This is a genomic window from Nostoc sphaeroides (genome assembly GCF_003443655.1).
GTDB lineage: Bacteria > Cyanobacteriota > Cyanobacteriia > Cyanobacteriales > Nostocaceae > Nostoc > Nostoc sphaeroides.
Map to the genome: position 1 here is coordinate 317,490 of NZ_CP031941.1, position 26,867 is coordinate 344,356.

At 42.1% G+C, this 26,867-nt stretch carries 14 protein-coding genes and 1 pseudogene; 3 read left to right on the plus strand and 12 right to left on the minus strand.

What is annotated here, in order from left to right:
- Positions 1–102 precede the first annotated feature (102 nt).
- The gene (locus D1367_RS01540) at positions 103–5,781 is read left to right on the plus strand and encodes an alpha-2-macroglobulin family protein (protein WP_118162070.1); all 5,679 of its coding nucleotides are present in this window, start codon (positions 103–105) and stop codon (positions 5,779–5,781) included.
- Positions 5,782–5,800: 19 nt separating this feature from the next.
- Here D1367_RS01540 and D1367_RS01545 read toward each other — a convergent pair whose 3' ends face one another.
- From D1367_RS01545 to D1367_RS01575, 9 genes and pseudogenes are all read right to left on the minus strand, one after another.
- Positions 5,801–6,028, minus strand: a complete 228-nt coding sequence (locus D1367_RS01545) for a type II toxin-antitoxin system HicA family toxin (protein ID WP_118162073.1) — start codon at positions 6,026–6,028, stop codon at positions 5,801–5,803.
- On the minus strand, positions 6,025–6,228 hold the full coding sequence (locus D1367_RS01550; RefSeq protein ID WP_109007161.1) for a type II toxin-antitoxin system HicB family antitoxin: 204 nt from the start codon (positions 6,226–6,228) through the stop codon (positions 6,025–6,027). The genes D1367_RS01545 and D1367_RS01550 overlap by 4 nt, the downstream gene beginning before the upstream one ends.
- A 57-nt stretch (positions 6,229–6,285) precedes the next feature.
- Positions 6,286–6,366: a hypothetical protein gene (locus D1367_RS33170; RefSeq protein WP_420819821.1), complete on the minus strand. Its 81-nt coding sequence runs from the start codon at positions 6,364–6,366 to the stop codon at positions 6,286–6,288.
- 75 nt (positions 6,367–6,441) lie between these two features.
- Positions 6,442–7,650: a precorrin-6y C5,15-methyltransferase (decarboxylating) subunit CbiE gene (gene cbiE / locus D1367_RS01555; protein WP_118162075.1), complete on the minus strand. Its 1,209-nt coding sequence runs from the start codon at positions 7,648–7,650 to the stop codon at positions 6,442–6,444.
- A 463-nt stretch (positions 7,651–8,113) separates the two neighbouring features.
- Positions 8,114–9,322 carry a 4-hydroxy-3-methylbut-2-enyl diphosphate reductase gene (locus D1367_RS01560; protein WP_118162077.1) on the minus strand — a complete coding sequence of 403 codons (1,209 nt, stop codon included), beginning with the start codon at positions 9,320–9,322 and terminating at the stop codon, positions 8,114–8,116.
- 119 nt (positions 9,323–9,441) lie between these two features.
- Complete coding sequence (locus tag D1367_RS01565) at positions 9,442–10,275, minus strand: SGNH/GDSL hydrolase family protein (RefSeq protein WP_118162079.1); 834 nt, start codon at positions 10,273–10,275, stop codon at positions 9,442–9,444.
- A gap of 227 nt (positions 10,276–10,502) precedes the next feature.
- Positions 10,503–11,918, minus strand: a complete 1,416-nt coding sequence (locus D1367_RS01570) for an ammonium transporter (RefSeq protein WP_410477593.1) — start codon at positions 11,916–11,918, stop codon at positions 10,503–10,505.
- A 242-nt stretch (positions 11,919–12,160) separates the two neighbouring features.
- The gene (locus D1367_RS32585) at positions 12,161–12,286 is read right to left on the minus strand and encodes a hypothetical protein (RefSeq protein WP_267255576.1); all 126 of its coding nucleotides are present in this window, start codon (positions 12,284–12,286) and stop codon (positions 12,161–12,163) included.
- Positions 12,287–12,330: 44 nt separating this feature from the next.
- Positions 12,331–12,471, minus strand: a pseudogene (locus tag D1367_RS01575) (YnfA family protein); the annotation flags it as partial.
- Positions 12,472–12,745: 274 nt separating this feature from the next.
- Here D1367_RS01575 and D1367_RS01580 point away from each other — a divergent pair.
- Positions 12,746–17,416: a GAF domain-containing protein gene (locus tag D1367_RS01580; protein WP_118162084.1), complete on the plus strand. Its 4,671-nt coding sequence runs from the start codon at positions 12,746–12,748 to the stop codon at positions 17,414–17,416.
- Between the two features lie 221 nt (positions 17,417–17,637).
- Here D1367_RS01580 and D1367_RS01590 read toward each other — a convergent pair whose 3' ends face one another.
- The 3 genes from D1367_RS01590 to D1367_RS01600 all read right to left on the minus strand — a co-directional run bounded on the left by D1367_RS01590 (position 17,638) and on the right by D1367_RS01600 (position 23,573).
- On the minus strand, positions 17,638–19,143 hold the full coding sequence (locus D1367_RS01590) for an aldehyde dehydrogenase family protein (RefSeq protein WP_118162089.1): 1,506 nt from the start codon (positions 19,141–19,143) through the stop codon (positions 17,638–17,640).
- 94 nt (positions 19,144–19,237) lie between these two features.
- Positions 19,238–19,960, minus strand: coding sequence for a cyclase family protein (locus tag D1367_RS01595; protein WP_118162091.1), 723 nt, complete (start codon positions 19,958–19,960; stop codon positions 19,238–19,240).
- Between the two features lie 295 nt (positions 19,961–20,255).
- A complete protein-coding gene (locus tag D1367_RS01600; RefSeq protein ID WP_118171024.1) occupies positions 20,256–23,573 on the minus strand; it encodes a PAS domain-containing protein in 3,318 nt (1,105 codons plus the stop codon).
- Between the two features lie 738 nt (positions 23,574–24,311).
- Here D1367_RS01600 and D1367_RS01605 point away from each other — a divergent pair.
- Positions 24,312–26,852: a P-loop NTPase family protein gene (locus D1367_RS01605; protein ID WP_118162093.1), complete on the plus strand. Its 2,541-nt coding sequence runs from the start codon at positions 24,312–24,314 to the stop codon at positions 26,850–26,852.
- The last annotated feature ends 15 nt before the right edge of the window (positions 26,853–26,867 follow it).

Here is a 26,867-nt window from a genome sequence, read left to right on the forward strand (position 1 = left end):
TTCTTCCTTGGCGTTCTTGGCGTCCTTGGCGGTTCGTTAAAAAAAATTATTCCTACTTCAAGCCAGAAGAGAAAAATACAGTATTTTCTTCTCTTTACATTTATGCTAGCGATGACAGGGTGTAATTTTTTTGGTATCAACTCAGGTAAAGAACAACTCCCGACAGTATCCGCACTCACCCCGCCGAAACTACCAGACTGGATTGAACAAATTAGTCCCATTGGGGATGCAAAATCTCTTAACCAAATCCGCATCCGTTTTAAAGAAGCTTTAATCCCAGTTGAAAGCCTAGACAGTCCAGAACAACAGAAAATATTAGAAAAATTTGCCCTTTGGCCGCCTTTACCCGGTCAATTTCGCTTTTTAACACCGCGCATGGTGGGTTTTCAAGCCGAGAAAGCCTTACCAATAGCGACAAGATTTCAAGTCAGTCTCAAAACAGGTTTAGCCGATTTAAAAAATCATCGCTTAGATAAAGATTTACCTTGGACTTTTAATACCGAATCTATCAACCTGACTAATCTACCCGGTGTAAATCCCATTGAAAAGGCTGATATTGAACCAATTGATTTACAACAGAAATTACAGTTTACTTCAAATGTAGAATTGGATTTAGCTTCTGTACAAGAACATTTACAGTTAATTCCCGAAGGAAAAAACAAGGGTGTAGGCTTTAAAGTCGAATTAAATAAAGAAGAAAAACCATTAAAAAATGAAGAAGAACCTTTAGAAAAATTTGACCCTTCAGCACGCAATTGGATTTATAACCTCGTCCCTCAGCAAAATCTCGAAAAAGCAACCCCTTATCGCCTAGTATTTTCTCCTGGAATCCGCCCTGCTTATGGTAATCTACCTACAGAGAAAGAATTTGCCAGTAAGTTAGCAACTTATTCGCCTTTAGCATTTCAGAAAATTAACTATTACGGACAACCAGATGCTGGTGGAACTTTTGGAAGATTTATTAAAGGCAGTCCGCAGCTAGAATTTAATAATGTTTTATTGCCAGATTCAGCTAAAGAAAATATTACTATTAATCCAGCACCTAAAGAAATTTCGAGAATTATCCAAATAAATGATGAAGATAAAATTGTCGGCATCAATCCTTATGCACTAGAACCTGCCAAGACTTATACAATTACTATCGGCGGAAATCTCAAAGATAAGTTTGGGCAGACTTTGGGTAAACCTATCACACTTAAATATGATACTGGAGATTTAGCTGGGGATATCTGGGTACCCTCAGATTTGAATATTTTCCCCACAGGTAAAGATTTACAGCTAAATATTAGTACCGGAAATTTGCCAGAATCAAAATATAAGGCAGCTTATCGAGTAGTTAAACCGACAGATTTAGTTTATTTTAATAATGGTAGTGATTTATTACCACAACCTTCTGATTGGCAAAGCTTTAAGGTATCGGGTAAGAAAAATCAATCAGTTGATATTGCTGTTCCTCTGCGGGAAAAAATAAGTGCAGCTACGGGAATGTTAGCTTATGGAGTGCAAGCCCGTACTAATAAATATCAGGAGAATGGTAAGGAACTGTGGCGAGAACCTACAACTTATGGCTTGGTTGAATTGACGAATTTGGGCGTATTTACTCAGTGGTTTCCTGAGTCAGGCTTAATTCGCGTCAATCATCTTACAGATGGTTCGCCAGTTCAAGCGGCTGCTGTGGAAATTTATCAATCAAAGTTACAGGCTAAATCTCGCCCTGAACCAGTACCTTGTGCAACGGGTAAAACTGATGAAAATGGAACTTTGACAATTCTTCGTGAAGGATTACAGCAATGTTATTCGGGAAATGAAAGTTCTAGTAAATCACCACAATTATTAGTAATTGTCCGTGAAAATCAAGATTGGGCATTTGCTAGAGTTGAAGAATATAGCGGCGTTTATGGCTATGGTATTGATGCAGGCTGGCAAAATGGTAAACCTGAATCACGCGGGGTAATTTTCTCGGATAGACAGTTGTATCAACCAGGAGAAAAAGCTTGGTTGACTGGTTTTGCTGACTTCTTGCAAAATGGTGCAATCCAACAAGATAAAAATGCTGTTTACCAATTAACTTTAGTAAATCCTGATGGGCAAAAGACTAATTTAGGTACGCAAACTACAAATGAATTTGGTACGTTTTCTCTAGAACTACCCATTAAAACTACTCAGCGCTTAGGCTATTATACAATCCAAGCTAAGGGGAAGAATGGGCAAGAAATTTCTGGAGAATTTCGGGTAGCTGAGTTTAAGCCTCCTAATTTTAAAGTCGAACTCAACTTAGATAAAGAATTTGCTCTCATCGACGAGAAAGTTAATATTAATGCTACAAGTAATTATTTATTTGGTGCGCCTGTAGAAGGTGGAGAAGCGAAATATTTTATCACTCGCCAACAGGCTAATTTTGTTCCTAAAGGTTGGGAGGAATTTACTTTTGGTAGGCAATGGTTATGGCCAGAAGAAACCCCTACTATATCTAGTGATGTATTGCAAACTAATGCCCAATTAGATGCTAATGGTAAAAGTAGTCAAACTGTAAATGTGGCTAATGATTTACCATATCCGATGACTTATCAGGTGGATGTGCAAGTTGCAGATATTTCTAATCTTTCGGTAGCGAATTCCAAAACTTTTACAGCCCTACCAAGTAATCGCCTCATTGGGTTAAAAAGTAATTTCATCGCTGATGCTGGTAAGGCTTTTCCTATTGAAGTCATTGTTACTGACCCTACAGGAAAACCGATAACAGGTCAACGGGTACGGCTGGAATTACAACAAATTAAATACAGCAGTGTCACGCAATTGGTAGAAGGTAGCCGAACTCCAAAAAATCAAGTTGAATATAAAACAGTCGGACAAGCAGAAATTACATCTGCTAGCAATTCGCAATCGGTAAATTTGACAGCACCGGAATCTGGTTCATACCGGATTAGAGTTAATTTTAGTGATGCTAAAGACGAATTAAGCGCCACAGATTTACAAATTTGGGCAACTGGGGAAAATCCAGTTTTTTGGGGTTCTAAAGAAAAAGATGTCTTAGAAATTCAGCTAGATAAAAAAGAGTTCAAACCTGGTGAAACCGCTACTGTACTAATTCAATCTCCCTATCCAGATGCAGAATTGTACTTTGCTGTAATTAAAGACAAACCTCTTTATCAGCAAATTACCAAAACTCAGGGAAGCGCACCACAAATTCAGTTTAAAGTCACGCCAGAAATGCTGCCAAATGCAGCCATTGAAGCTGTTTTAGTCAGACAAGGGAAACCGATAAACCAAGTGGAAGCGGGAAGTTTAGATAACTTGGTGAAGATTGGTTTTACACCTTTTAAAGTTAACTTAGAAGATAAGTATTTAAAACTGCAAGTTAAGCCAGTACAAGCATCATTAGAACCTGGTGCAGAGTCAACGGTACAACTGGAACTGAAGGATAATCAAGGCAATCCCACCAAAGGACAGTTTACAGTCATGGTGGTAAATGAAGCGGTGTTACAACTTTCTGGTTATCGTCCGCCAAATTTGGTAGATACAGTTTATGCAGAACAGGTAATATCTACCCGCTTTAACGATAATCGCGCGGATGTCATATTACAACCACAAGATGTAGCTAAACCCAAAGGTTGGGGTTATGGTGGTGGTTTTTCAACTGGTGCAGCAAATACTCGCACTCGCACCGATTTTCAAGCCTTAGCTTACTACAACGGTTCTGTTCTCACCGATGCTAATGGTAATGCACAGATAACCTTTAAACTCCCGGATGACTTAACTACATGGCGGGTGATGGCTGTCGCCACTGATGGAAATCTGCGTTTCGGGAATGGAGACGCGACGTTTATCACCACAAAACCACTGCTAACTAATGCCATCTTGCCACAGTTTGCCCGTCCAGGCGATCGCATCCTCGCTGGTTTATCTGTAACTAACAACACCAGTAATCCAGGAAATCTCTCAATTAATGGCGAACTTAGCGGTACTGTGAAGTTTGCTGACAAAAACCCCACAGCGACTTCTTTACAAACCAAAGCTGAATCTGCAACTCACGCTTATCGCTTTCCAATGGTGGCGGATAGTGTAGGAGTCGGTAAAGTTCGCTTTAGCACTCAACTAAATGGTACAGCCGCAGATGCTTTTGAAGTTCCTTTGGAAATTAAGCCAATTGAAATTACAGAACAAGTCGTTGAAACTGGTGTTACTGAAAAACAGGTGAAGATTCCCCTGAATGTTGATAAAAATACTTTCCCTGATGCGGGAGGTTTAGATATTCAGTTGGCGAGTACTTTGATAACAGAGATTAAAGCACCAGCAAAGCAGGTTTTAGAAGATAATGATTTACCTTTTACAGAACCTGCTGCAAGTCAGTTAATGATTGCTGCTAATCTGCAAAATCTTACACAAAAATATGGTCAGACATTTGCAGAATTTAATCCTACACAACAGGCAAATCAAGCAATTGAACAATTACAAAAACTGCAAATAGCAGATGGTGGTTTTGCTGCTTTCCCAGGACAAGAAAAATCTGACCCTTGGGTTTCTTCATACTCAGGTGAATCTTTAGCTAAAGCCAGTCAAGTATTCCCTAATTTAGTCGATTCTGCAATGCTGTCTCGCCTTAAAACTTATCTGCAAAAAGTTATAGCGAATCCTGGAGAATACGATTTTTGTAAACAGCAATTATGCAAAAGACAACTGCAACTTAATGCTTTAATTTCTCTATCAGAACTTGGGGATAAACGCAATACCTTCCTCGCAGATATTTATGAACAGCGCAATAATTTTGATTTAGTAACTCAAATTAAACTAGCGCGATACTTATCTCAATTCCCAGAATGGCAAGATGAATCTCAACAATTAGTAAACAAGCTGCAACAGAATATCTATGAAACTGGTCGCACAGCAGTTGTAAGTTTACCAGGTAATTGGGGATGGATGAGTTCATCTACCACGACGCAAGCCCAAGCTTTACGGTTATTTATTGCCAAACAAAGTAAACCCGAAGTTATAGATAAGTTATTCCAAAGCCTTCTGGCACTGCGGCGGGATGGGACATGGCAAACTAACTATAATAATGCCCAAGCCTTAACAGCTTTGGTAGAATATAGTCAACTGCAACCCACGCCACCTAATTTTGTTGCCACAGTACAATTAGCTGGTAATAAGTTAGGAGAAAATCGCTTTGAAGGTTACACAAATCCTAATTTACAACTAATTGTGCCGATGAATCTATTACCTCGTGGACGTAATGATTTAACGCTGCAAAAATCAGGTAATGGCACTTTACATTATCTGGTTGCTTATAATTATCGCTTGCAAGGAAATCAACCAGGCAGATTTAATGGTTTACGCATAACACGAGAAATTAGTCAAGTAAATAAAGAGAAAGTTTTACAAAAAACAGGTCTTTACGCTTTCGATAAACCCTTGACTTTAGCCTCTGGACAGGTGTTTGATATTGGTTTAGAAATCATCTGCGATCGCACTGTGGATCATATAGTAATAAAAGATCCGTTACCAGCAGGTTTTGAGGCGGTGGATGCAAGTTTTCAAACTACGACAGCTGCATTACAAGCAAAAGCCGATAGCTGGGAACTTGGGTTTAAGAATGTGTACCGCGATCGCATTATCGCCTACGCCGACCACCTGGAACCAGGAGTTTATAGTTTGCATTACTTAGTCCGTTCTGTTACTCCTGGTACATTTTCTTGGCCTGGTGCAGAAGTTCACCTGCAATATGCACCAGAAGAATTTGGGCGTACTGCTGAGTCTACATTAATCTTGGAGGATGGGAAGTAATTATTTATGCCATCTTTGGCTACAACAAATCTAAAAATCTTTCTAAGTCTATACGAGCCTGCTTTAAAATCTTAGCTAGGGTGGAACGCTTAACTGGCCGATGAGCTGGAACAGTCAATTTCAAGGCTTCATCCGGTATGCTTTTTTGCAATCGAATGTGACTACCTCGCTGGCGTACAACTATCCATCCATCCCGTTCTAAAGCAGCGATAATCTGAGTATAGGGTAAATTGGGAACTTTGCTCACAGTACCAATTCCCTGACAATTACGCCTTCTTGAGTAATCAATTCATCTTCCAATGGTTCAAGGTAAAGTTCTATTGCTTCTTGGATATTCTCTAATGCTTCTTCCACAGTTTCTCCTTCGCTGATACAGCCAGGAAGGGAGGGAACATGGACGGTGTATCCGCCTTCGTCACTGGGTTCTAATACAACTTTCAGTTTCATAACTTGGTAATGAACTTACTTTTCTATTTTTAATGATTTTTGGCGATCATATTGTAATTAAAGAGCGATCGCGCAAAGGTACTGGATTTGATTAAATGTTTTTTTACTACGTTTCAACTGTTTACAAAGTGCTTTAATCTGTTTGTAAGCATCTTCTGGATCAAGCTTTCCATGACTTCCGCCTTGCCGTACTAGCTTCTGGTAATAGCGTTGTTATTTGATAACTACCAATTGCGTCACACCCGCCATTCCTCGCCAGCCCAAAAATTTACCAATGGGTTCAGCCCGTTGAATGGCAATCCGAGTTAAATCACCACCGACTCGTTCATGCCATTGAAATAAAGTTTGCTCACCCTCTACCGTCACTACATTTGCCACCAAACGCCCACCCGGCTTTAGTGCTTCCCAGCAAACATCAAAAAGTCCCGTTGCTGTCACCCCACCACCAATAAAAATCGCATCTGGTGTAGGCAAATCTTTTAAAGCATCGGGCGCTTTACCTTCAATGATTTGCAGATTTGGAGTACCGAGAGTGGCGGCATTATCAGCAATATATATTAGTCTAGAAGCATTTTGTTCGATCGCGATCGCTCGACACCGAGCATTACTCCGCATCCATTCAATAGAAATTGAACCGCAACCCGCGCCCACATCCCACAATAATTCTCCCGGTGTCGGTGCTAAAGCTGCTAAAGTAATTGCCCTAACTTCACGCTTCGTTAACTGTCCATCGTGGTGGTAGGCGTTATCTGGTAATCCTGGTAATCTTGGTAAAGGGATAACGCCAGGATCAGCAATACAATAAACTGCGATCGCATTTAAAGCCGCAACTTCAACTTCACTCCAGGATGCAGCCGTACCTTCCACAATTCTTTCATGAGCGCCGCCCATGCGCTCCAATACGGTGATTTTGCTGCCACCATAGCCGCGATTTGTCAAAATCTCAGCAACAATGGCGGGTGTGTCCTTCCCTTCACTCAAAATCAACAGCCGCGCTTTTGGATAAATGTAAGACTGGAGTAGGGAGGATGGACGACCATTCAAACTTAAGGTTTCCACCTCAGTTAAAGACCATCCAACCCTGGCACAGGCGAGGCTGAAGGCTGAAGGTGCGGGGATAATCGTCATTTCAGACACGGGAATTCGCCGCATGAAGGTAACACCAATGCCGTAACACATCGGATCGCCGCTTGCAAGTATGCAAATTGACTCACCCCGACGCTGGATGATTTCGTCTACAGAGGCGCTAATGGGGGATGTCCAGACTAGTTTCTCACGTTGGTCATCTGTAGGGAGCATCGATAAATGGCGATCGCCTCCCACAATTACTTTAGCTTGATTGAGGAGAGAACGAGCGATCGCGCTTAACCCCTGTAATCCATCTTCGCCAATGCCGACGATAGAAAGCCATTTTTCTGTCATACTAATTCATGATTAATCCTTTATCGGCGATTACAAATAAGTAATCTCCTTGTTAGGGTCAGCGCGACGAGTCAAATCATAGCCTTTACCAATTTGCTCATAAACAGCCATTTCTTGAATTTATCACAAATTTTTATAGTGAACAGTTAAGAGTTCTGAGTTACCAGTGAAGACTAGTGACGAAGGGTTTGTAGTGAGCGATTTATCGCTCAAATCAAGGACTAAAGTCCTTACTACGAACTTTTATAACCCTTCAGAATTAATGGGAGAGACTACTAAGCTGTTGCGTATTTAATTTGTATATGCGATGCGCTCATGTTGCCCGCACTACAATAATTTTACGTTTTCGTGTTATACAATTTAGCTGCACATCAGGTTAGTAATTTATCAATCTACTTTTGAGGGTTCGTAATAAAGACTAAAGTCCTTACTACGAACTTGCTTACTTGATAACTGGTCACTCTTAAACCAGCGCTGCTGTTGCCTTGACTGCAAAAATTTTCTCAATCACATCTTCTACTACCTTATCTGGTGTGGAAGCACCAGAAGTAATTCCCACAACAATTTCTCCATTTGGCAACCAGTTTTCTGTAGTTATTAACTGCCCATTTAATTGCCGATGTTCAATAGAATCTCCTGATTTAATCCGTTCAACAGTATCAATATGATAAGAAGGAATTCCCCGCTCAAAAGCAATTTGTTGCAATTGAGTAGTATTCGATGAATTAAACCCACCAATTACTACCATTAAATCTAAATTATGTTCTACTAACTCCAACATTGCATCTTGACGTTCTTGAGTGGCATCACAAATAGTATTGAAGCTTTGGAAATGCTGATTTAACTCGGTGGGGCCATACTTATGTAACATAGTCCGCTCAAAAATCTTGCCGATTTGCTCAGTTTCGTCTTTTAGCATCGTAGTTTGGTTAGCAATACCAACTCTTGCTAAATCTTGATCGGGGTCAAATCCTGCTGAACAAGCTTTAGCAAATTTTGTTAGAAATTCTTCACGGTTGCCACCATTAATAATATAGTCAGCAACATATTGCGCTTCTTGTAAATTCAACACAATTAAATACTTGCCAGCAAAGGAACTAGTCGCAACTGTTTCTTCGTGCTTATATTTACCGTGAATTATTGATGTATAATCAATTTTTTTGTGCTTTTCTACTGTATTCCAAACTTTAGATACCCAAGGACAAGTTGTATCAACAATTTTGCAGCCTTTATCGTGAAGTATCTGCATTTCTTGAACGCTAGCCCCAAAGGCGGGTAATATCACTACATCACCAGTACCAACAACAGAAAAGTCTTTATTCTTTCCTTCGATGGGAATAAATTCGACTTCCATCTCCTGCATACGCTGATTTACAGAAGGGTTGTGGATAATCTCGTTAGTAATCCAGATGTGTTCTGTAGGGAAGTGCTGGCGGGTTTCGTAGGCCATGGCCACAGCGCGTTCTACACCCCAGCAAAAGCCAAAAGCTTGTGCTAGTCGGATTGTCACATCACCTCGTTGTAGAGTGTAATTGCGATCGCGGATTTCTTGAATCAAGTTACTCTGATACTCAGATTGCAGCTGGGTAGCAACTTCTGCTTGATGACCAAACCCCTTGCGATTGTAATTTTCGGAATGTTGCAGGCTGCGCTTAAAAGCTTTTGTATCCATTAGATTTGTCTATTTAAACCACTATTTCTTATTTTCTCGCGCCCAGACGCGATTTATACAAAGTTGTATTCAAAGATATTACTTCTTTTTGTCCTTTATTCTTTTTCCCGTGAAGGATATTAACGCTGGGGTTTTAATTCGATTTCACTATATATCTGCAATGCAGAACGCCAAACTATATAGCCTTCAGGACTTAAATGCAAGCCATCAGTAGTGAATTCGCGGCGGAGATTTCCTTGCTTGTTGGTGAACAGGGGATATAAATCGAGATATTTCACACCTTTTTTGGTAGATAGGCTTTGCAGTTGCTGATTCAACTCGCGAATGCGACTATTTGCAACAGTCAGAAGTTTATCTCGTCCTTTCCAGGTTGCTTCTTCTGCGCCATGTGGCAAAATCGATTGGACAACAATTTGCGCTGTGGGATGATTCTTTCGTAGGTAATTGATAATTTGACGCTGATTATCTAAAATTACCCTGTCGCTCACCCCCCGAATTAGGTCATTAATGCCAATCATCACAAAAATCACCTCTGGCTGGGTGCGGTCAAATATCTCCAATCTTTTCAAAAGTCCATTACTGGTTTCGCCAGAAATTCCTTGATTGAGCCAATTTTTCCCTTCGGGTAATAACTCAGGCGGAAACCACAAACTCAAAGAATCTCCCACCAGGATCGTTAAATGCGGCGGACGTTGGTCTGCGGCTACCTTGGCTTCTTGCATGAGGATGTCTACCCACTGCTGGTAAGAGAGTTGGTGATGACGACCTAAATCAGGTGTAGCAATTTCGGGTGAGAAGTTACGGCTGATTGGCTCTGGGGATGTTACTATCCCAAAAAAAGCGGACAATCTCTGCTGTTGCCAAATCAGCAGGATGACCGCCAACATTAGGATGCCGTTGGTTAACAGCGAGAAAAATGCCCAGATAGGAAAGGTTTTTACAGATGTAGACACGACTAGCGAAATTTACCAATTATTTGAATCAAATTTTAACGCTAGCGATCGCAAATTACACAATCTTAAATTGGGAAATGGGGAATGGGGAGTGGGGAGTGGGGAATGGGGGAGAATAATAACTCCAAACTCCAAACTCCTAACTCCAAACTCCAAACTCCTAACTCCAAACTCCAAACTCCAAACTCCAAACTCCCCACTCCCTACTCCCCACTCCCTACTCCCTACTAAGTGGGACGATCGCCAAACTCGGAGTTGTAACCTTCTTCGCCGTGTTCGTTGATATCCAAACCTTGCAATTCAGCTTCCTCTTTGACTCGCAGCCCGACTGTAGCATCGATAACCTTGAGAATAACCCACGTACCAACACCTGCGATCGCATAAGCAATGGCAATTGCTACTAGTTCAACTCCCAATTCACCAAAATTACCACGTAACACTCCGTCTTTACCTCCGCCGTTGACTTGAGTTGTGGCAAAGATGGCTGTTAAAATTGCCCCCACTGTCCCACCAACACCATGCACGGGATAGGTATCTAAAGCATCGTCAATTTCTAGCTTGTGCTTGAAACTCACAGCATAGAAGCAAACAAAGGCGGTAATGAAACCAATTAAAATCGCTGATAGCGGTGTGACAAATCCGGCGGCGGGAGTGATACCCACCAAGCCAGCAACGGCTCCTGTAGCTGCTCCTACTGCGGTTGGTTTACCCCGTAAAACCCCTTCCAAAATTAGCCACATTAATGCACCAGCCGCCGCAGCTGTATTAGTGGCAACAAAGGCTGTTGTTGCTAAATTTGTTGTTAAGTTCCCAGAAGTTCCACTAGCAACAGATAGGGCACTCCCAGCATTGAAGCCGAACCAGCCAAACCATAGCAAGCCAGCACCCAGCAAAATGAAGGGGACATTGTGCGGCGGGCTAAGACGATCTGGATAGGTTTTCCGAGGCCCAAGAACGATCGCAGCTACTAGGGCTGAAACGCCAGAACTAATATGAACTACTGTACCACCGGCAAAATCCAAGGCACCCAATCCACCATACAAACCTAAAAATCCACCTTTCGCCCAGACCATGTGATCCAAGGGGGCGTAAACAAAGGTTGACCACAGCAGCACAAACAGCGAATAGGCGCGGAAACTCATCCGCTCTGCGATCGCCCCAGAAATTAAGGCTGGGGTGATAATGGCAAACATGGCTTGGTAGATCATGAATGCCTGATGGGGTATCGTTCCGGCGTATGAGACGACATCAGCATATTTGGGGTCTGCTGCTTTGAGAGCGTCTTCATAAGGCAGATGCGGCAAGTAGCCTTGAGTTTCTAAACCAACACCGTTCAACCCGAACCACTGCAATCCACCGATGAACGGCAACCCTGGCGCAAAAGAAAGACTATAACCCCAGAGAATCCAGGTAACTCCCACGATCGCCATCAACACAAAGCTCATCATCAATGTGTTTAGGATATTGCGCGATCGCACAAATCCACCATAAAAAAACGCCAATCCTGGTGTCATTAACAACACCAGTGCTGCTGAAATCAGCATAAATGCCGTATCTCCAGTATCAGCAGCAGGTGGTGTTTGGGCGAAAGCATTGCCCATCAGTGGCCCTCCTAAAAACAGTAGGGTTATAGCCCCAATCATCACAACCTTCTTCAACACTTCTTTTTCTTCCTTACCACCAATTATTTGTATACTTAACTACATTTGATTACTTTTAGTTATACATTTTTGTGTTGAAAGTTACTTAACCTTAATTTTCTGGAAATGTTAACAAAAATATAACCCCGATTGTAGTTGCCAAGATTTTAATAAGGTGTAAACATGCAATGATTGCATGTTTATTTTTTGAATCAAGCGCTACAAAATTCTAAATTTTTAGTTACCTAATTGTTACAAACTAATATCCTTAAGGAAACTCCAAAAAATAAATTATTCCACATTAAAGTCGTTGACTGTTGACTGTTGACTGTTGACTGTTGACTGAAAACTCGTGAACCGTCAACACTCAACAGTGAACAATAGCAATGGAATATTTTTTTACTTGGAAGTCCCTAATGCCATAGAAAGCTAAAGCAATTCCACCCAATATGCCCCACCAAAACGGCTTACCTTCGCGCAACCACAACCAAATCAGGTAGCCGCCACCGATTTCCAATAAACCAGCCCACAAAAAATACAGTAGGGACTTAATCATTTAACAAATTTTTAATAAGGTCGAACTCAGTGAAATTACGCTAACGCTTTTAACTAAAGTGTTGTCATTAATTGAAGTAAGTTTGTTGAACTGGGCATTGGGCATTAAGCATTGGGCATGGGGCATGGGGCATTGGGCATTGGGCATGGGCACGGGGCACAGGGGAAAGAGCTAATTTTTTATTCTCCCCCTTGCCCCCTGCCCCCTGCCCCCCTGCCTCCCCTGTCCCCTGCCTCCCCTGCACCTCTGCTCCCCCATGTAGATAAGGCTCAAGATGAAAGCACCATTACCTGATAACGAAGCACAGAGAATCGAGACTCTTTTGGAGTATAATATTCTCGACACACCATCTGAAGCCGCTTTTGACGACCTCACCCGTTTAGCCTCGTATATTTGTCAGACTCCTATTGCTTTAATTAGCTTAGTTGATACAAATCGTCAGTGGTTCAAGTCAAAAGTCGGAATCGAAGCCCTAGAAACACATCGAGATTTGGCATTCTGTGCCCATGCTATTCTCCAGCCTGATGTTTTTGTTGTGCCTGATGCAACAGATGACGAAAGGTTCGCCACCAACCCACTGGTAACATCTGACCCAAATATTCGATTTTATGCTGGTGTACCTCTGACTAATCCTGAGGGATATTCGCTAGGAACTCTATGTGTAATTGACTATGTACCACGAGAACTTACACCAGAACAACTGGAGGCATTACGAGCTTTAGGGCGTCAAGTCATCAAACAACTGGAATTACGCCGAAATTTAGCAAGTTTGGTACTTGTAACCAAAAAAAGCAAACAGGCGCAGACGGTACACAAGCAATTTTTCCAAAAGATTGCAGCAGGTTTTGGTTTAGCATCGGCAATTTTAGTTCTGATCGGCGCGGTTTCTTATCAAAATACAAGAGTATCTACCAATAATCGCAGTATATTAAATAATACGTATAAAAAAATCAACAGTCTTGAAAAACTACACTACCAGATAAAGGATGCTGAGACTGGACAAAGTAGTTACATCTTCACTGGAAAACAAATTTATCTCAAACCTTATCAAGCAGCACTTGTTAACGTCGATCAAGAAATTGCCAACCTGAAGAGTTTGACAGCAGATCAACCGAATCAACAAAAGCAAATTGCAACGCTTGAATTTCTAATAACGGCTAAATTTACTGAACTAAAACAGACTATTGACTTGCGCCAAAACAAGGGATTAGAGGCGGCATTGCAAGTACTAGTGAGAAACGACGGGCAAAATCTCACCGATGATATCCACAAGGCGATCAATGAGATGGAAAACCAGGAAAGGGGACAACTCCAACAGCAGTTACAAGCAAAAAAAGCCACTACTCGCAACACAATTCTGACACTTGCGATCGCCATCTGCCTAAGTTTTATCGTTCTTGCTCTAGTCTACTACTTCATCTATCGTCAGGTGATTGAGCGCAAAAGGACAGAAGAAGCCTTAAACCAAGAACGCAACTTTATCTCAGCAGTCCTGGATACAGCCAGCGCCTTAGTAATAGTTGCCGACTCCCAAGGTAAAATTGTTCGCTTCAATCAAGCTTGTGAGCAAACAACAGGTTACTCCTTCGATGAGGTAAGGGGTAGGTATTTCTGGAACTTGTTCCTACTTCCTGAAGAGGTGGAGTCAGTCAAAGTAGTTTTTGAGCAATTGCTAACTGGTAGAGGCTTTCTAGAAAACGAAAGCTATTGGCTAATGAAGGATGGCAGCCGCCGACTGATTGCCTGGTCGAATACCTTCTTAAAAGACTATGAAGGATCGGTGGAATACATCATTAGCACTGGTATTGACATCACCGATCGCAAAGGCGCACAACAGCATCTAACTGCACAATATGTTGCAACTCGCGTTTTAGCAGAGTCCGCCACGATAAGCGAAGGGACTCGCCAAACCCTGCAAGGGATCTGCGAGAGTTTGGCATGGGATTTGGGTGAAATTTGGATGGTAGATGAGCAAGCAAATGTGCTGCGTTTTCTCGATATGTGGCATAAACCATCTCTTGATGTGCAAGAGTTTGCAGCCCTGAATCGGCAAACCACCCTTGCACCAGGAATTGGCCTACCTGGCCGGGTTTGGGCTAGTTCTGAACCTGTTTGGATCGCTGATATCGTTAAAGAACTCAGTTTCTTCCGCTTCAAAATCAGCGATGAAGTACAACTACATGCAGCTTTTGGTTTTCCGATCCGCAGTGGTCACAAAATCCTTGGTGTGATTACCTGCTTCAACCGTCAGATTCAACCGCCTGACCAAGATTTGATCAAAACGATGAATTCTATCGGTGAGCAAGTGGGGCAATTTATCCAGCGTAAACAGGCTGAAGAAGAAGTACAACGGCAAAACTTGCGATCGCAATTATTTACCGAAATCACCCTCAAGATTCGCCAGTCTTTGCAAATTGAAGAAATTCTCCAAATCACTGTCCAGGAGGTACAAAGAATTCTCCAGACTGACCGAGTTTTAATCTATCAAGTTTTGCCTGATGAATCTGCACCCACCGTTATTGAAGCAGTAGTTTCTGGCTTACCAACAATCAAAGAGCAAAACATCAGCGCCCCCTACTTTCGAGCCGAATATCTACAGCAGTACTATCTACAGCAGTACCGTCAAGGACAAATTTTAGGGCTAGCTAATTTCGATCTGCCAGAAGTCGAACAAAAGCATCTGGAATTAATTCAACATTTTGGGGTCAAAGTCAATTTGGTTGTGCCCATTCTTGTTAAAGAAGAACTTCGTGGTTTGCTCATAGTTCATCAGTGTGACGATTCCCACCACTGGTCTAGCTTTGAAACTCATCTTTTGCGACAAATAGCCGACCAAGTAGGTATTGCCTTAGCCCAAGCCCAACTATTAGCAGCAGAAACTCGTCAGCGACAAGAACTTGAAATTGCCCGTCGCCAAGCCGAATTAGCTTCTCAGACTAAAAGCTCCTTTTTGGCAAATATCAGTCATGAAATTCGTACTCCAATGAACGCTGTATTGGGCATGACCCGTTTGGTGTTAGATACTCCCTTAGACCCAGAACAGCGAGATTTTATTGAAACAATTCGTAGTAGTGGAGACGCCCTTTTAAGTTTAATCAACGAAATTTTGGATCTTTCCAAACTTGAGGCTGGAGAGATGGCTCTGGAAACTCTAGATTTTGACCTATCCACTTGTGTGGAAGAAGTGGTGGAATTATTGGCTCCCTCAGCCCATAACAAGGGATTAGAAATTGGCGCACTGATTGAGCATAACGTCCCCACCCACCTCAAAGGAGATACTGGTAGGCTGCGGCAAATTCTCATGAACTTAATCAGCAACGCTATCAAGTTCACCAGCACTGGCGAAGTGTTAGTACAAGCCGAATTGCGATCGCTTACCTCTAATACAGCCACCATCCATTTTGCCATCACAGATACAGGTCTTGGCATTAGCCCTGAAGATCAACGCAAACTCTTTATGCCATTTACCCAAGTGGATGCTTCGACTACTCGCAAGTATGGTGGTACCGGTTTGGGATTAGCCATCTGTAAACAACTAGTGACTTTAATGGGAGGAGTAATTGGGGTAGAAAGTCAGATGGGGAAAGGATCTAAGTTTTGGTTTGAGGTGCTTTTTACAAAGCTTGTTGAGCCTGTTTTGCCAAAATGCGAACGCGGACTTTTGCACAATCGCCGCTTGTTATTGGTGGATAACAACGCTACTAGTTACAAAATTATCTCCCATCAAGCTAGTCATTGGGGAATGCAGGTAGATCAAGCTGACAGTATTGCTACTGCCCTCAAAGTTATTCAGAAAGCTTATGAGCAGAGGAAATCTTATGATGTTGCCTTGATTGATATAAAAAATGATATGACAATAGAAGAGCAAATTAAAGCCTATTCTGCAATTACTGAAATACCTTTGATTATGCTCACCTCTACTAATCAACGGGATGAAGTGCAGCAGGCGCTCAAATTCCGATTTGCTGCTTATTTGGTCAAACCCATTAAGCCATCACGACTCCTCGATGCCATTATGAATATTTTAGAAAATCAGTCGGAATCAGAACAAGGGACTAAAGGCTCTTGGCTAAAGGCTACAGAAATCCAGAGTCCAGATTCAGGTATTCTTACCTCCTCTTCCCCTAAGCTCGCTACTAAATCCAAGTTAAGAATTCTCTTAGCTGAAGATAATTTGGTAAATCAGAAAGTAGCCTTGAAGCAACTTGAGAGTTTGGGCTACAAAGCCGATGTCGTCGCTAATGGCAAGGAAGTTTTGCAGCTATTAGAAAAAATTCCTTACGATTTGATTCTAATGGATTGCCAAATGCCAATTCTCGACGGTTTAGAAACTACAAAAGAAATTCATCGTTGGCAAGAAGATACTTTTGCTCTGCGTCGTCGTCCTGTAGTGATTGCGATGACCGCTAATGCGATGAAAGAAGATCAAGAAAGGTGTCTCAATGCCGGAATGGATGACTATTTGAGTAAGCCAGTGTTTAAAGAAAAATTGGCTGCGACTCTAGAGCATTGGACAGGTGTAATCCTCTCAAAACAAGAGGCAGTTGTATATGAGCAGACAGTTACCACTAGTTTAGCAATTGATTGGGAACACTTACATCAGATATCGGGAAATGACCCAGAATTTGAGTTAAGTCTATTGCAAGTATGCGTTGAAGATATTAAACCCCGTTTAGAGATAATTCAAGCAGCGATCGCATATAATGACTTCGGGCAAATTGCGCGAGAAGCTCATCACCTTAAAGGTGCTAGTAGCAATATTGGAGCCACAGCTATGTACCAAGCAGCTTACAAACTAGAAGAATTGGCTTACCATCAAGACCTTGGAGATACTACTCACTTAATTTTAGAATTAAAAGAATTTGTTAACTGCATTCAAGATTTTTTAGTCACAAACCAGGTAACAAATCGCACTTTGTTCCCAATCAAAAATGATGGTGCATAAAGCCGCAATTAACATGCAAAAACAGCCTTTTTACACCAAACATTAGCAATACTTAGTATAAAATATTGCAAATAATGAATGAGTGGCGATGGCAAATCTTCAAAGGTAATTAAGTACCAAATTTCGTTTAGGTTCTGGTATTGATGATAATTATCAATATTTGTAGTATAAAATCTACATAATGGCAAGGAGATACTACAAATTTTGCATTTCAATGTGTGTTATTTAGATTCTCTGCGGTTATCTATCTGAGCGCGTTGCAAACTTCCAGAGAAGTCAACATAAACACTTTTCCATTCTGTGAAAACATCCATTGCAGTAGTTCCAGCTTCGCGGTGTCCGTTACCGGTTTGTTTCACACCGCCAAAGGGCAAGTGTACCTCTGCGCCGATAGTAGGGCCGTTAATATAGGTGATACCTGCTTCGATGTCGCGCATGGCAGTAAAAGCCCGGTTGATATCGCGGGTGTAAACTGAAGAAGAAAGACCGTAATTGCTATCGTTGAGAATTGCGATCGCTTCCTCAAAAGAACTAACTTCAATCAATGCCACCACTGGCCCAAATATCTCTTCACGAGCGACGCGCATATCAGGAGTGACATCATCCAAAATAGTTGGTTGAAAGAAGTAACCGTTTTTCAATGAACCTTCACTGGCAATTTTTCCACCAATTAAAACCTTTGCTCCTTCTTCACGAGCGATATCCAAATATTTGCTCACCTGTTGGAGTTGCTTTTCATTGACAATCGGCCCAATATCTGTATTAGGTTCGGTGCCAGCACCCAAGCGTAACTTACTGGTACGCTCATAGAGCATGGTGGTAAATTTTTCTTTGATATCACGATGCAAAATCAGGCGACTGGTAGCCGTACACCGTTGACCGGTTGTGCCAAATGCTCCCCATACTGCACCATCCAAGGCAAGTTCTAAATCGGCATCTTCCATTACCACTTGGGCATTTTTACCACCCATTTCCAAACAGACGCGCTTGTGAGTGCGTCCGCAAGTAGCGCCAACAAAAGCACCCGTTTCTGAAGAACCAGTAAACGATACCAAATCTACATTGGGATGCTCAACTAAAGCTTTCCCCGCCTCCTCTCCCACACCATGCACCAAGTTAATTACTCCTGGTGGTAAACCTGCTTGTTGGAAAATTTCAATCAATTTAGTTGCACAAGCGGGGGTATCTTCGGCAGGTTTGAGGATGACTGTATTGCCACACACCAAAGCTGGCATAGCTTTCCAGCAAGGAATTGCCACAGGGAAATTCCAGGGAGTAATTAAGGCACAAACTCCTATGGGCATCCGCACAGTCATGGCGAATTTATTGGACATTTCTGACGGTGTGGTTTGCCCAAATAGTCGCCGCCCTTCGCCAGCAGTGTAAAAGGCGCAGTCAATACCTTCTTGGACATCTCCCCTAGCTTCTGTCAAGGGTTTACCCATTTCCCGACTAATTAACTGGGCAAGTTCTTCTTTATGCTGGAGTAATATTTCCCCAACGCGAAAGATGTATTCTGCCCTAGCTGGGGCTGGGACTTTGCGCCAACTGTGGTAAGCTTTACGGGCGGCGGCTACTGCTGTATCTACATCCTTGGCTTGCGATCGCACAAATGTGGCAACCACTTCGGTTTTGTCAGCAGGGTTGCGACTTTCTAAAGTTGCTTCCCCTACAGCACTCAACCATTGACCGTCTATATAATTGCGGCAAGATAGGGGAGTTGTCATCTTGAAAATCTCCGGCTGATGATCCACTGGAATTTGTATACTAAGTTTGCTTGCTTTCTAGGTTATCCTCAAGTTTAGGAAATTGGGATAAAAATTAAGGCACGAATGCTAACACCCCGACAGGAGAACCAGAACCACCACGCAACCTGAGAATGCCGATCGCTAGAGTAGTACCTTTCGGTGGTAGTTGATCCAAATTGGTGAGATTCTCTAATACAATGCGCGGTTTCTCCAACACCAAGTGGTTAATAGCAAAACTGTTATCCTGTCCGGGGTCTACACCATGAGTATCAATTCCTACCCCTACTATTTGCCGTTCATCCAGTAACAATTGAGTCGCATCGCTGCCAAACCCTGGAAAGTGGGCAATTCCTTGAGAATCATGATTTAGGAATGCACTTTTATCAAACCACTTTTTTTGCCAACCAGTATTCAGTATAACTACGCAACCAGGATAAATTTCACCGTATTCTTCTTCCCAAGCTAGAACATCAGCAATAGTCAGGGCATAATCAGGATTAACTGCTGTGGCAAGGCGTTTATCTATGACCACCGCAGGTACAACCAAAGACTGGGCGGGGTATTGGTCAATTCCCACAGCATAACTATGAAAACTGTTAGGGGCGTTGATATGAGTAGCGCTATGTTCCCCCAAGGAGAAACGTCGCAGGTAATAGCCATCATTATTCAGTTCAGCTACAGTTTCAAATTCTACTGGAGGGTCGCCAGGCCATTGGGGAATATCTATGTCAATTACATGACTTAGGTGGATAACGCGTGTGTAGGTGATACTATTTTGACTTTGGGGTTGTATCATAATTTTTCTCTCCCCCTACTTCTCTTTCCGAACTGCCTCAACCAAGAAATATGCTGAACCAAATTGTATTGGGACTACACCTACGCAAAAATAATACTACCATTACAACGTTTTTTAAACGATTTAACTGCAATATTTCTAGTCCTACTTCCTTGTATTAGAAGAAATAATCCCCCAATTCCTGTAAATTTCAGGTTGTTGGGGGGTTCAAATGTTGCAGCAAAAAGTGAATTAATCCTAGTTAACAACTAATAGGTTAACATTTAATTAAATTTTAATTAAATTTACGTAATGTTTACGAATCGAGTTGCTGCTTGAATGGAATCACGATCGCAAACTCAGTACCTTCTCCTGGTGCTGAAATACACTGGATTTGCCCGCCATGTTTTTTTACAACAATTTGGTAGCTAATTGATAACCCCATGCCCGTGCCTTTACCGACGGGTTTCGTAGTAAAGAAGGGGTCAAATACGCGTTTGCGTACTTCCTCTGTCATGCCTGCGCCATTGTCGGCAATGCCAATGATTAGATGGCCTGCTTGGATCAGGGTGCGAATACGAATTTGGGGAAAAGTCATTTGTCCTTGGTCATTTGTACTGAGCGTTCGCGCAGCCTCTGGTAGAGAAGTACTTGTCCTTTGTTCAGTATTGTTTACTAATGACAAGGGACTAATGACATAGGCGCTTCGCCTTCCCGCAGGGTATGACTCTTCTAAAGCATCGATGGCATTTGTCAACAGATTCATAAACACCTGATTCATGTGTCCAGCGTGACACAGTACTGGTGGTAGGTTGCCATAGTCTCGGATTACCTGGATTTCGGGATGTCCTGATTTGGGTTTCAGGCGATTTTGCAACAGCAGCAAGGTGTTATCAATACCTTCATGAATATCCACTGGCTTTGTGCCGTCTTCATCGAGGCGAGAGAAATTGCGTAAAGATAGGACAATCTGCCGAATGCGTTCGGCTCCCATCTTCATAGAATCCAGGATTTTGGGCAAATCTTGCTTAAGAAAGTCTAAATCAATGGCGTAGATTTGTTGCTGAATCTCTGGTGTTGATGGGCAATCGTTTTGTTGATAAAGGTCTACCAAGTGCAGCAAATCCTTGGTATATTCACGGGCGTAGCTAATATTGCCGTAAATAAAATTGACGGGATTATTGATTTCGTGGGCAATACCTGCAACCAATTGTCCCAAACTGGACATTTTTTCAGTTTGAATTAGTTGCGCTTGGGTTTGTTGTAGTTCTAGCAGCGCTGCTTCTAGTTGCTGGGCTTTGTCTTGGGCTGTTTGGGCAGCGATACGACTTTGGGTGTAAAGTTTAGCTTGGTCAATGGCGATCGCTAGTTGAACTGTAACTGCTTGCAATAATTCTACTTCGCTATCCAACCAAGGCCGAAAGCCACTACAAGAACTACAGCTAAATGTGCCAATTTCACCAGATTGGGTGTGTACGGGGAGGGACATAAAGGCAGTGAAACCAAAATCTTGCAAAAACTGCTGTGCAGTGCCATCGCCCACAGTCTCAACATCATTAATGCGGATGATTTCTCTGTTCAAGGTTTTGGCTGCGATTAGTTCGATTTCTGCATTAGTTGCTTTTTCAAGCAAACAGGGGAAAGAGGAACTTTTCGCCTCATATACTCTCTCCCAGTAAGGTAAATCAGTGTCTTGCCGATACCAAAAAAAGGCGCAGCGATCGATCTGAAATAAGTTGCGAATTTCCTCCACTGCGGTTTCCACAATGTAATTGAGATCCAAGGAAGCTCGAATCTGGTTAGAAAGACGATTGAGTAGGGCTTCTCGTTGGGCGCTTTCTCTGAGTGCAACTTCTGCTTGTTTGCGCTTGATGCCAATGGCAATTTCTTGGGCGGCAAATTCCAGTGCTGTAAAAGTTGATTCTGTCACCGTTTGACGAGTAAACATGGCTATCACGCCTACAGTTTCATCTTCAACAATTAGAGGATAGCCAGCGAAGCCAACCATACCTTCTTGCTTTGCCCACTCTTTGTTACCCACGCGGGGATCTGTCTGCACAGAGTTAGTGAGGTGGGGTTTGCCCTCTTCGGCAATTAAACCAATTTTGAATTGACCAACTGGCACAGATTTATGGGGGCCATTAATGTGGGTATACATCCCAGAACTAACTTGCAACTCTAATACGTTGTCTTTTTTGTTCAGCGTCCAGATGCGGGCAAAGGCTGCATCAAGATGTTCAACTAAAGCGTCCGTACAACGGCGCATCATGTTCTGTAAGCTGTCACTCTGGGTAAGGGCCGCGTCAACATCGGCACGAAAATGTGCTAAACGCGCTCGTTCTGCTAAAGCAACTTCTGCAAGTTTTCGGTCAGTGGTGTCATAGCAAATACCAACGAAGTTTAAAACATTACCATTGGCGTCTTTAATAACAGATGAGTTGCTTGTATGCCATCGCCAACTACCATTTTTGTGTTTTACCCGATATTCTATTGCGTCTTGTTTCTCACTTGTTGTCAAAATTCTTTGAAAATAATCGGTACAGATATGCACATCGTCAGGATGTACAAAGAGAATAAAGGATTTGCCTTCAACCTCTGCAACTTCATGTCCAAAAATTTCAGTCCAGTTAGGAGAAACGTAAGAAAATATCCCTTCAAGTGTCAACGCAAAAATAATGTTATTGGCGTTTTCGACAATGCTGCGAAACTTGGCATCGCTTTCTATGAATGCTGTTTGTACTTTGTCGCTGGTGTGGCGGACAAGAGCGATGATTTGCTGGTCTGGTAATGGTAATAACCTAGCTTCAAAATTATTTTTCCCGGATGGTAGCGCTAAGGTATATTCAAAACTGACTTCATATTGAGTTTCAAGTACTTGAGTTATTGCTTGCTGAAAGCGATCGCCTACAGCAATCGGTAGGCATTCTCGCAAACTCTTGCCCTGACAATCTCCTATTGGGATATACGAATGATTCATCTTCCCTGGTTTGTAATCCAGAATACTTCCATCAGCATCAAGACGAAAGTATAAATCAGGAAGCACTTGCAAAATCGCTGCAAATTCTGATGTTTTTTGGCGTAACTGTGCTTCAACTGCTTGGCGTTTTGCAGTTTCAGCTTGTAGTTGTTCTAGTGCTTTTGCTAATGCCGCCTGTTTTTGTTCTGTAATTTCATGCAGACAACAAGAATAATTTGTAGATGCAAAGCAGCTTTCTCTCAGGGGCGATCGCACTTCTGTTATATCCACACAATAACCGATGTAACCGACAAAGCTACCATCTGCTGCAAACCGTGGCGCGGCTGTATCTAAAATCCAACGATATTCGCCATCAGCCCGACGCAGCCGATATTGCCTCTGGAAGGAATCATGCGCCGTAAATGCTCTTAAGTATATATCTTCACATCGCTGTCTATCTTCTGGATGGACGCTGCCAGCCCAGATATTGCCTATCTCCTCTCCTCGCGCAGCTATAGACGCGCCTATTGTTAGATATGTTCCAGTAAAATCCAGCCAATTTGCATTTAAATAATAGTAAAGTGCATTGCATCCAGTCATCCAAATCATCAGAGGAGCAGTATCCGCTTGCTGGCAAAATACTTTTTCATCCTGTTCTATTGCTTCCTCTTCGACCATGATTTGGTTAATATTGCTCTGCACCTTTTTAGAAAACACTTTTGCCTGCCTGCTCTGCCTAAATTATTAAGGTAATAGTCGGAAAATACGATTGATTAATAGATATATATAATTTTTATGTCAACCTGTTATTTATCTTAATACTTTATTTACTTTTATATTTACAAGAATTCTTTTATTACTGTAAATAAATTGAAAAAATACTGAAGTTATCATTAAGATTCACTTCAGCATTTTGAACTTGTTTGACTTTGTTTATTCTTCAAATCATTTATAAATTCATCTTAGCTATGTAATCGCATTGCTAAAAAACCTGATTTAGCTTCATCTAAACTATATAATTCACTATGAAGTCCTGACATCTTTATCAGAAATTCACAATCATCAGAAATTTCATATCAAATAAATATTGATTTTTCATCAAGAAGAATTCAGCATGAATTAGAGTCCTAGCGACTATACAGACAAAACCTACCTCTGTAGGTTGGAAATTTTTGATTTTTCATGTTTTGGGTGTAGGTAGACTAATAGTCTATCTCATAAGTTCTGATTGATTAGTTTGTTACCAAAACCCTGTAGACGCGAAATTTCGCGTCTTTACAACCCCGCTCATAGCAAAATCGCAAATTAAATGAGATAAATGCTAAATGTGATATCAACAGGTTATAACAATGGCTGGTAATCGCATTTTATATGTTATAAAGCTCACAGAAATTAATGTTAGGCGGAAACTACTTTATGGAAGCAGATAAACTGGGCCGTTTCAAGGAGTACGGCGAATTCATCCTCCGAAAGATAGATTCTGTGCCCCAGCACCCTTCAAAACAAGAAGATTGGGTTCCAGCTAGTCTTGACGACTGTCTTCTGCGTTTACGGTCAGCTGCCCAGAAAACTGTAGACCTGGCAACTTCACCTGTCAAAATTGGGGTGATGGGGGAATTCAGTAGTGGAAAAACTTTACTTTTAGGCAGTCTAATTGGATATGCTGATGCTTTGCCTGTCAGCGAAAACCCCACTACAGGTAATGTTACCGCCATACACATCATACCGCAAGATGACTTTGCAACCACGCAATTAAGCAATTTTACGGTAGATTATCTTTCTCATGAAGGAGTACATGAGTGTCTACGCTTCATGCTAGGGGAAGCCAATAAACGGACAACAGCAGCAGGGCTTCCTCCGATACCAGTATCGAAACTCAACTCTGGCACAGATATTATTGGCTGGTGTGAAGAAGCATGGAATAGCAGTAACAATTTAGAGCTACGTTATTTACTCCGGGAGTTGGTATTATTCCTCCGGGCTTATCAAGCTTATGGGGAAGTTATGTGTGGTGGACGCTACCAAATTGATGCTACTACCGCCCGCGAGGGGCTACAGCTAGTCGAACAGCCAATGGCAATCCAAACTCTCAAATTTGAGGATTTACCGCCAACGCATATCCGATTACCAAGTCCACCACAGAGGCTACCAACAAAGTTATTACAGAACAGCTTCCCATTGATCCGCCGTGTCGATATCGATGTGAAAATATCACGGGAAATTTGGGATTTTGCAGGTGCAGCTAAATTTATTCTCATCGACTTTCCGGGATTGGGGGCTGCTAATTCGGGGGCTAGGGATACCTTTTTGTCACTGCGAGAATTGGCAGAAGTACAAACAATTTTGGTATTGCTAAATGGTAAATCTCCAGGGAGCGATCGCGCCAATAAAATCTTCACGATGATGCAGCAGCAGCGACCGGGACAAGACCTGAAAGATTTAATTCTCGTAGGTGTGGGTCGTTTCGATCAACTACCCCTAGAGGGCGAAGGTGGCGAAAGAGAACTCGATCAACTGATTGAAGATAGCCATTTAGAAGAAGAAACCGTTTTCCAAAAACTCAAAGTTTTACAAACTACCATTGACGGTGCAGAAGCGTTTACAACTCAAAAAGACCGCATCGTTCTACTGTCGCCACTGTTGGGACTAGCTGAATTAGCAAAACGTTCTAGTACCGTCAAAGCAGGTTCAACAGAGTTTTTGGCTAACTTAGACTATCCTGATTATTTAGATCGGTCTAAACGGCTACAAGAAAAATGGCAGCACTTAAGTGAACGGCTGTTAGACGGTAACACCCGCAGTTATTTGGGTAGACAGCTAGGTTACTTTAGTCAAGATGGGGGACTTAGTAAACTGCGGGAATTGATTCAAACCCATGTAGCGACTCATGGACTGAAGCAACTGTATGAAGATACTCGGAGATCGGCTGATGTGGTGAGTCAGCAACAAGATCACTTGAAAGACATCATAGATGAAATTCACGAGCAAGGTATCCCCACTGGTGATAGTCCCGCCTTTACCGAGTTGCGCTTTGTGGTCGAAAGCTTGGATAAAATCTATAGGAATTTTCAAAAAGATTTAGGGAAAGAACCACTCAAAGACCGGCGCGGTGTTGTCGTCAGCGATATAGTTAAAGACGAACTTACCTTTAGAATATTGAATTGGAACCAGTGGACTTTACTCTTCAATAAAGCCAACAATGGAGCGATCGCTCTGGCAGAATCTAAAGGTGCAGCCGGGAAATTATTTGATCGGGGAAATCGCGTCAATAGTTCCCTTCCCACTAAAAGCGATGATTTTTATCCAGTCTTTGAGAAAACCGTTAAAGAAGTAGAAGATTTTGCCCGCGATCGCATCCATCAAGCAGTGGTAGATTTGTTGAATCAATTGTCAAATTATATAGCCCCAGAACGCGAACAATTGCAGGCATTTTTCCACCCAGAGATGGAACAAGAAATCGAAGAAAAATTTGGTTTTGAAGATGCCGATCTCTTTTACAAATTATTACTAGGATGCGATCCTAACGAATGGAAGGAAGCAATCATCTCCGAAATCAGTAGTAAAAACAAAACCGTTGCACCCGACATCATTTTTCCCCTAGCGCGTCAAGACGAGAAACACAACGTTGGTCAAATCTTTGACTGGGCACCAGAAAAAAGCCAAGGTTTACCCAGATCGAGCAATCACCAACTTTTAGTACTGCGGCTGCGAGATGAAATCACTGCTAGCGCTAGCCTTCACCTTGTGCAGTATGTTAGCGAAGTTAATCAGCAAATTAATTCCGAACTTGAAGGTATTTTGGATCAAATTATTCCTAGTTTGCAAAACCTTTCCAAAAAAGAAACTTTGCTGAGATATTTGGCGGCTGGAGACTTGCCATCTGAGATCGCAATTCCTACTTGGTTGCAGATTATTTCAGAACTTGCTGCTGTTTCTTACTTAGATGATTTGAGATAAGCTAACTCAGATAGG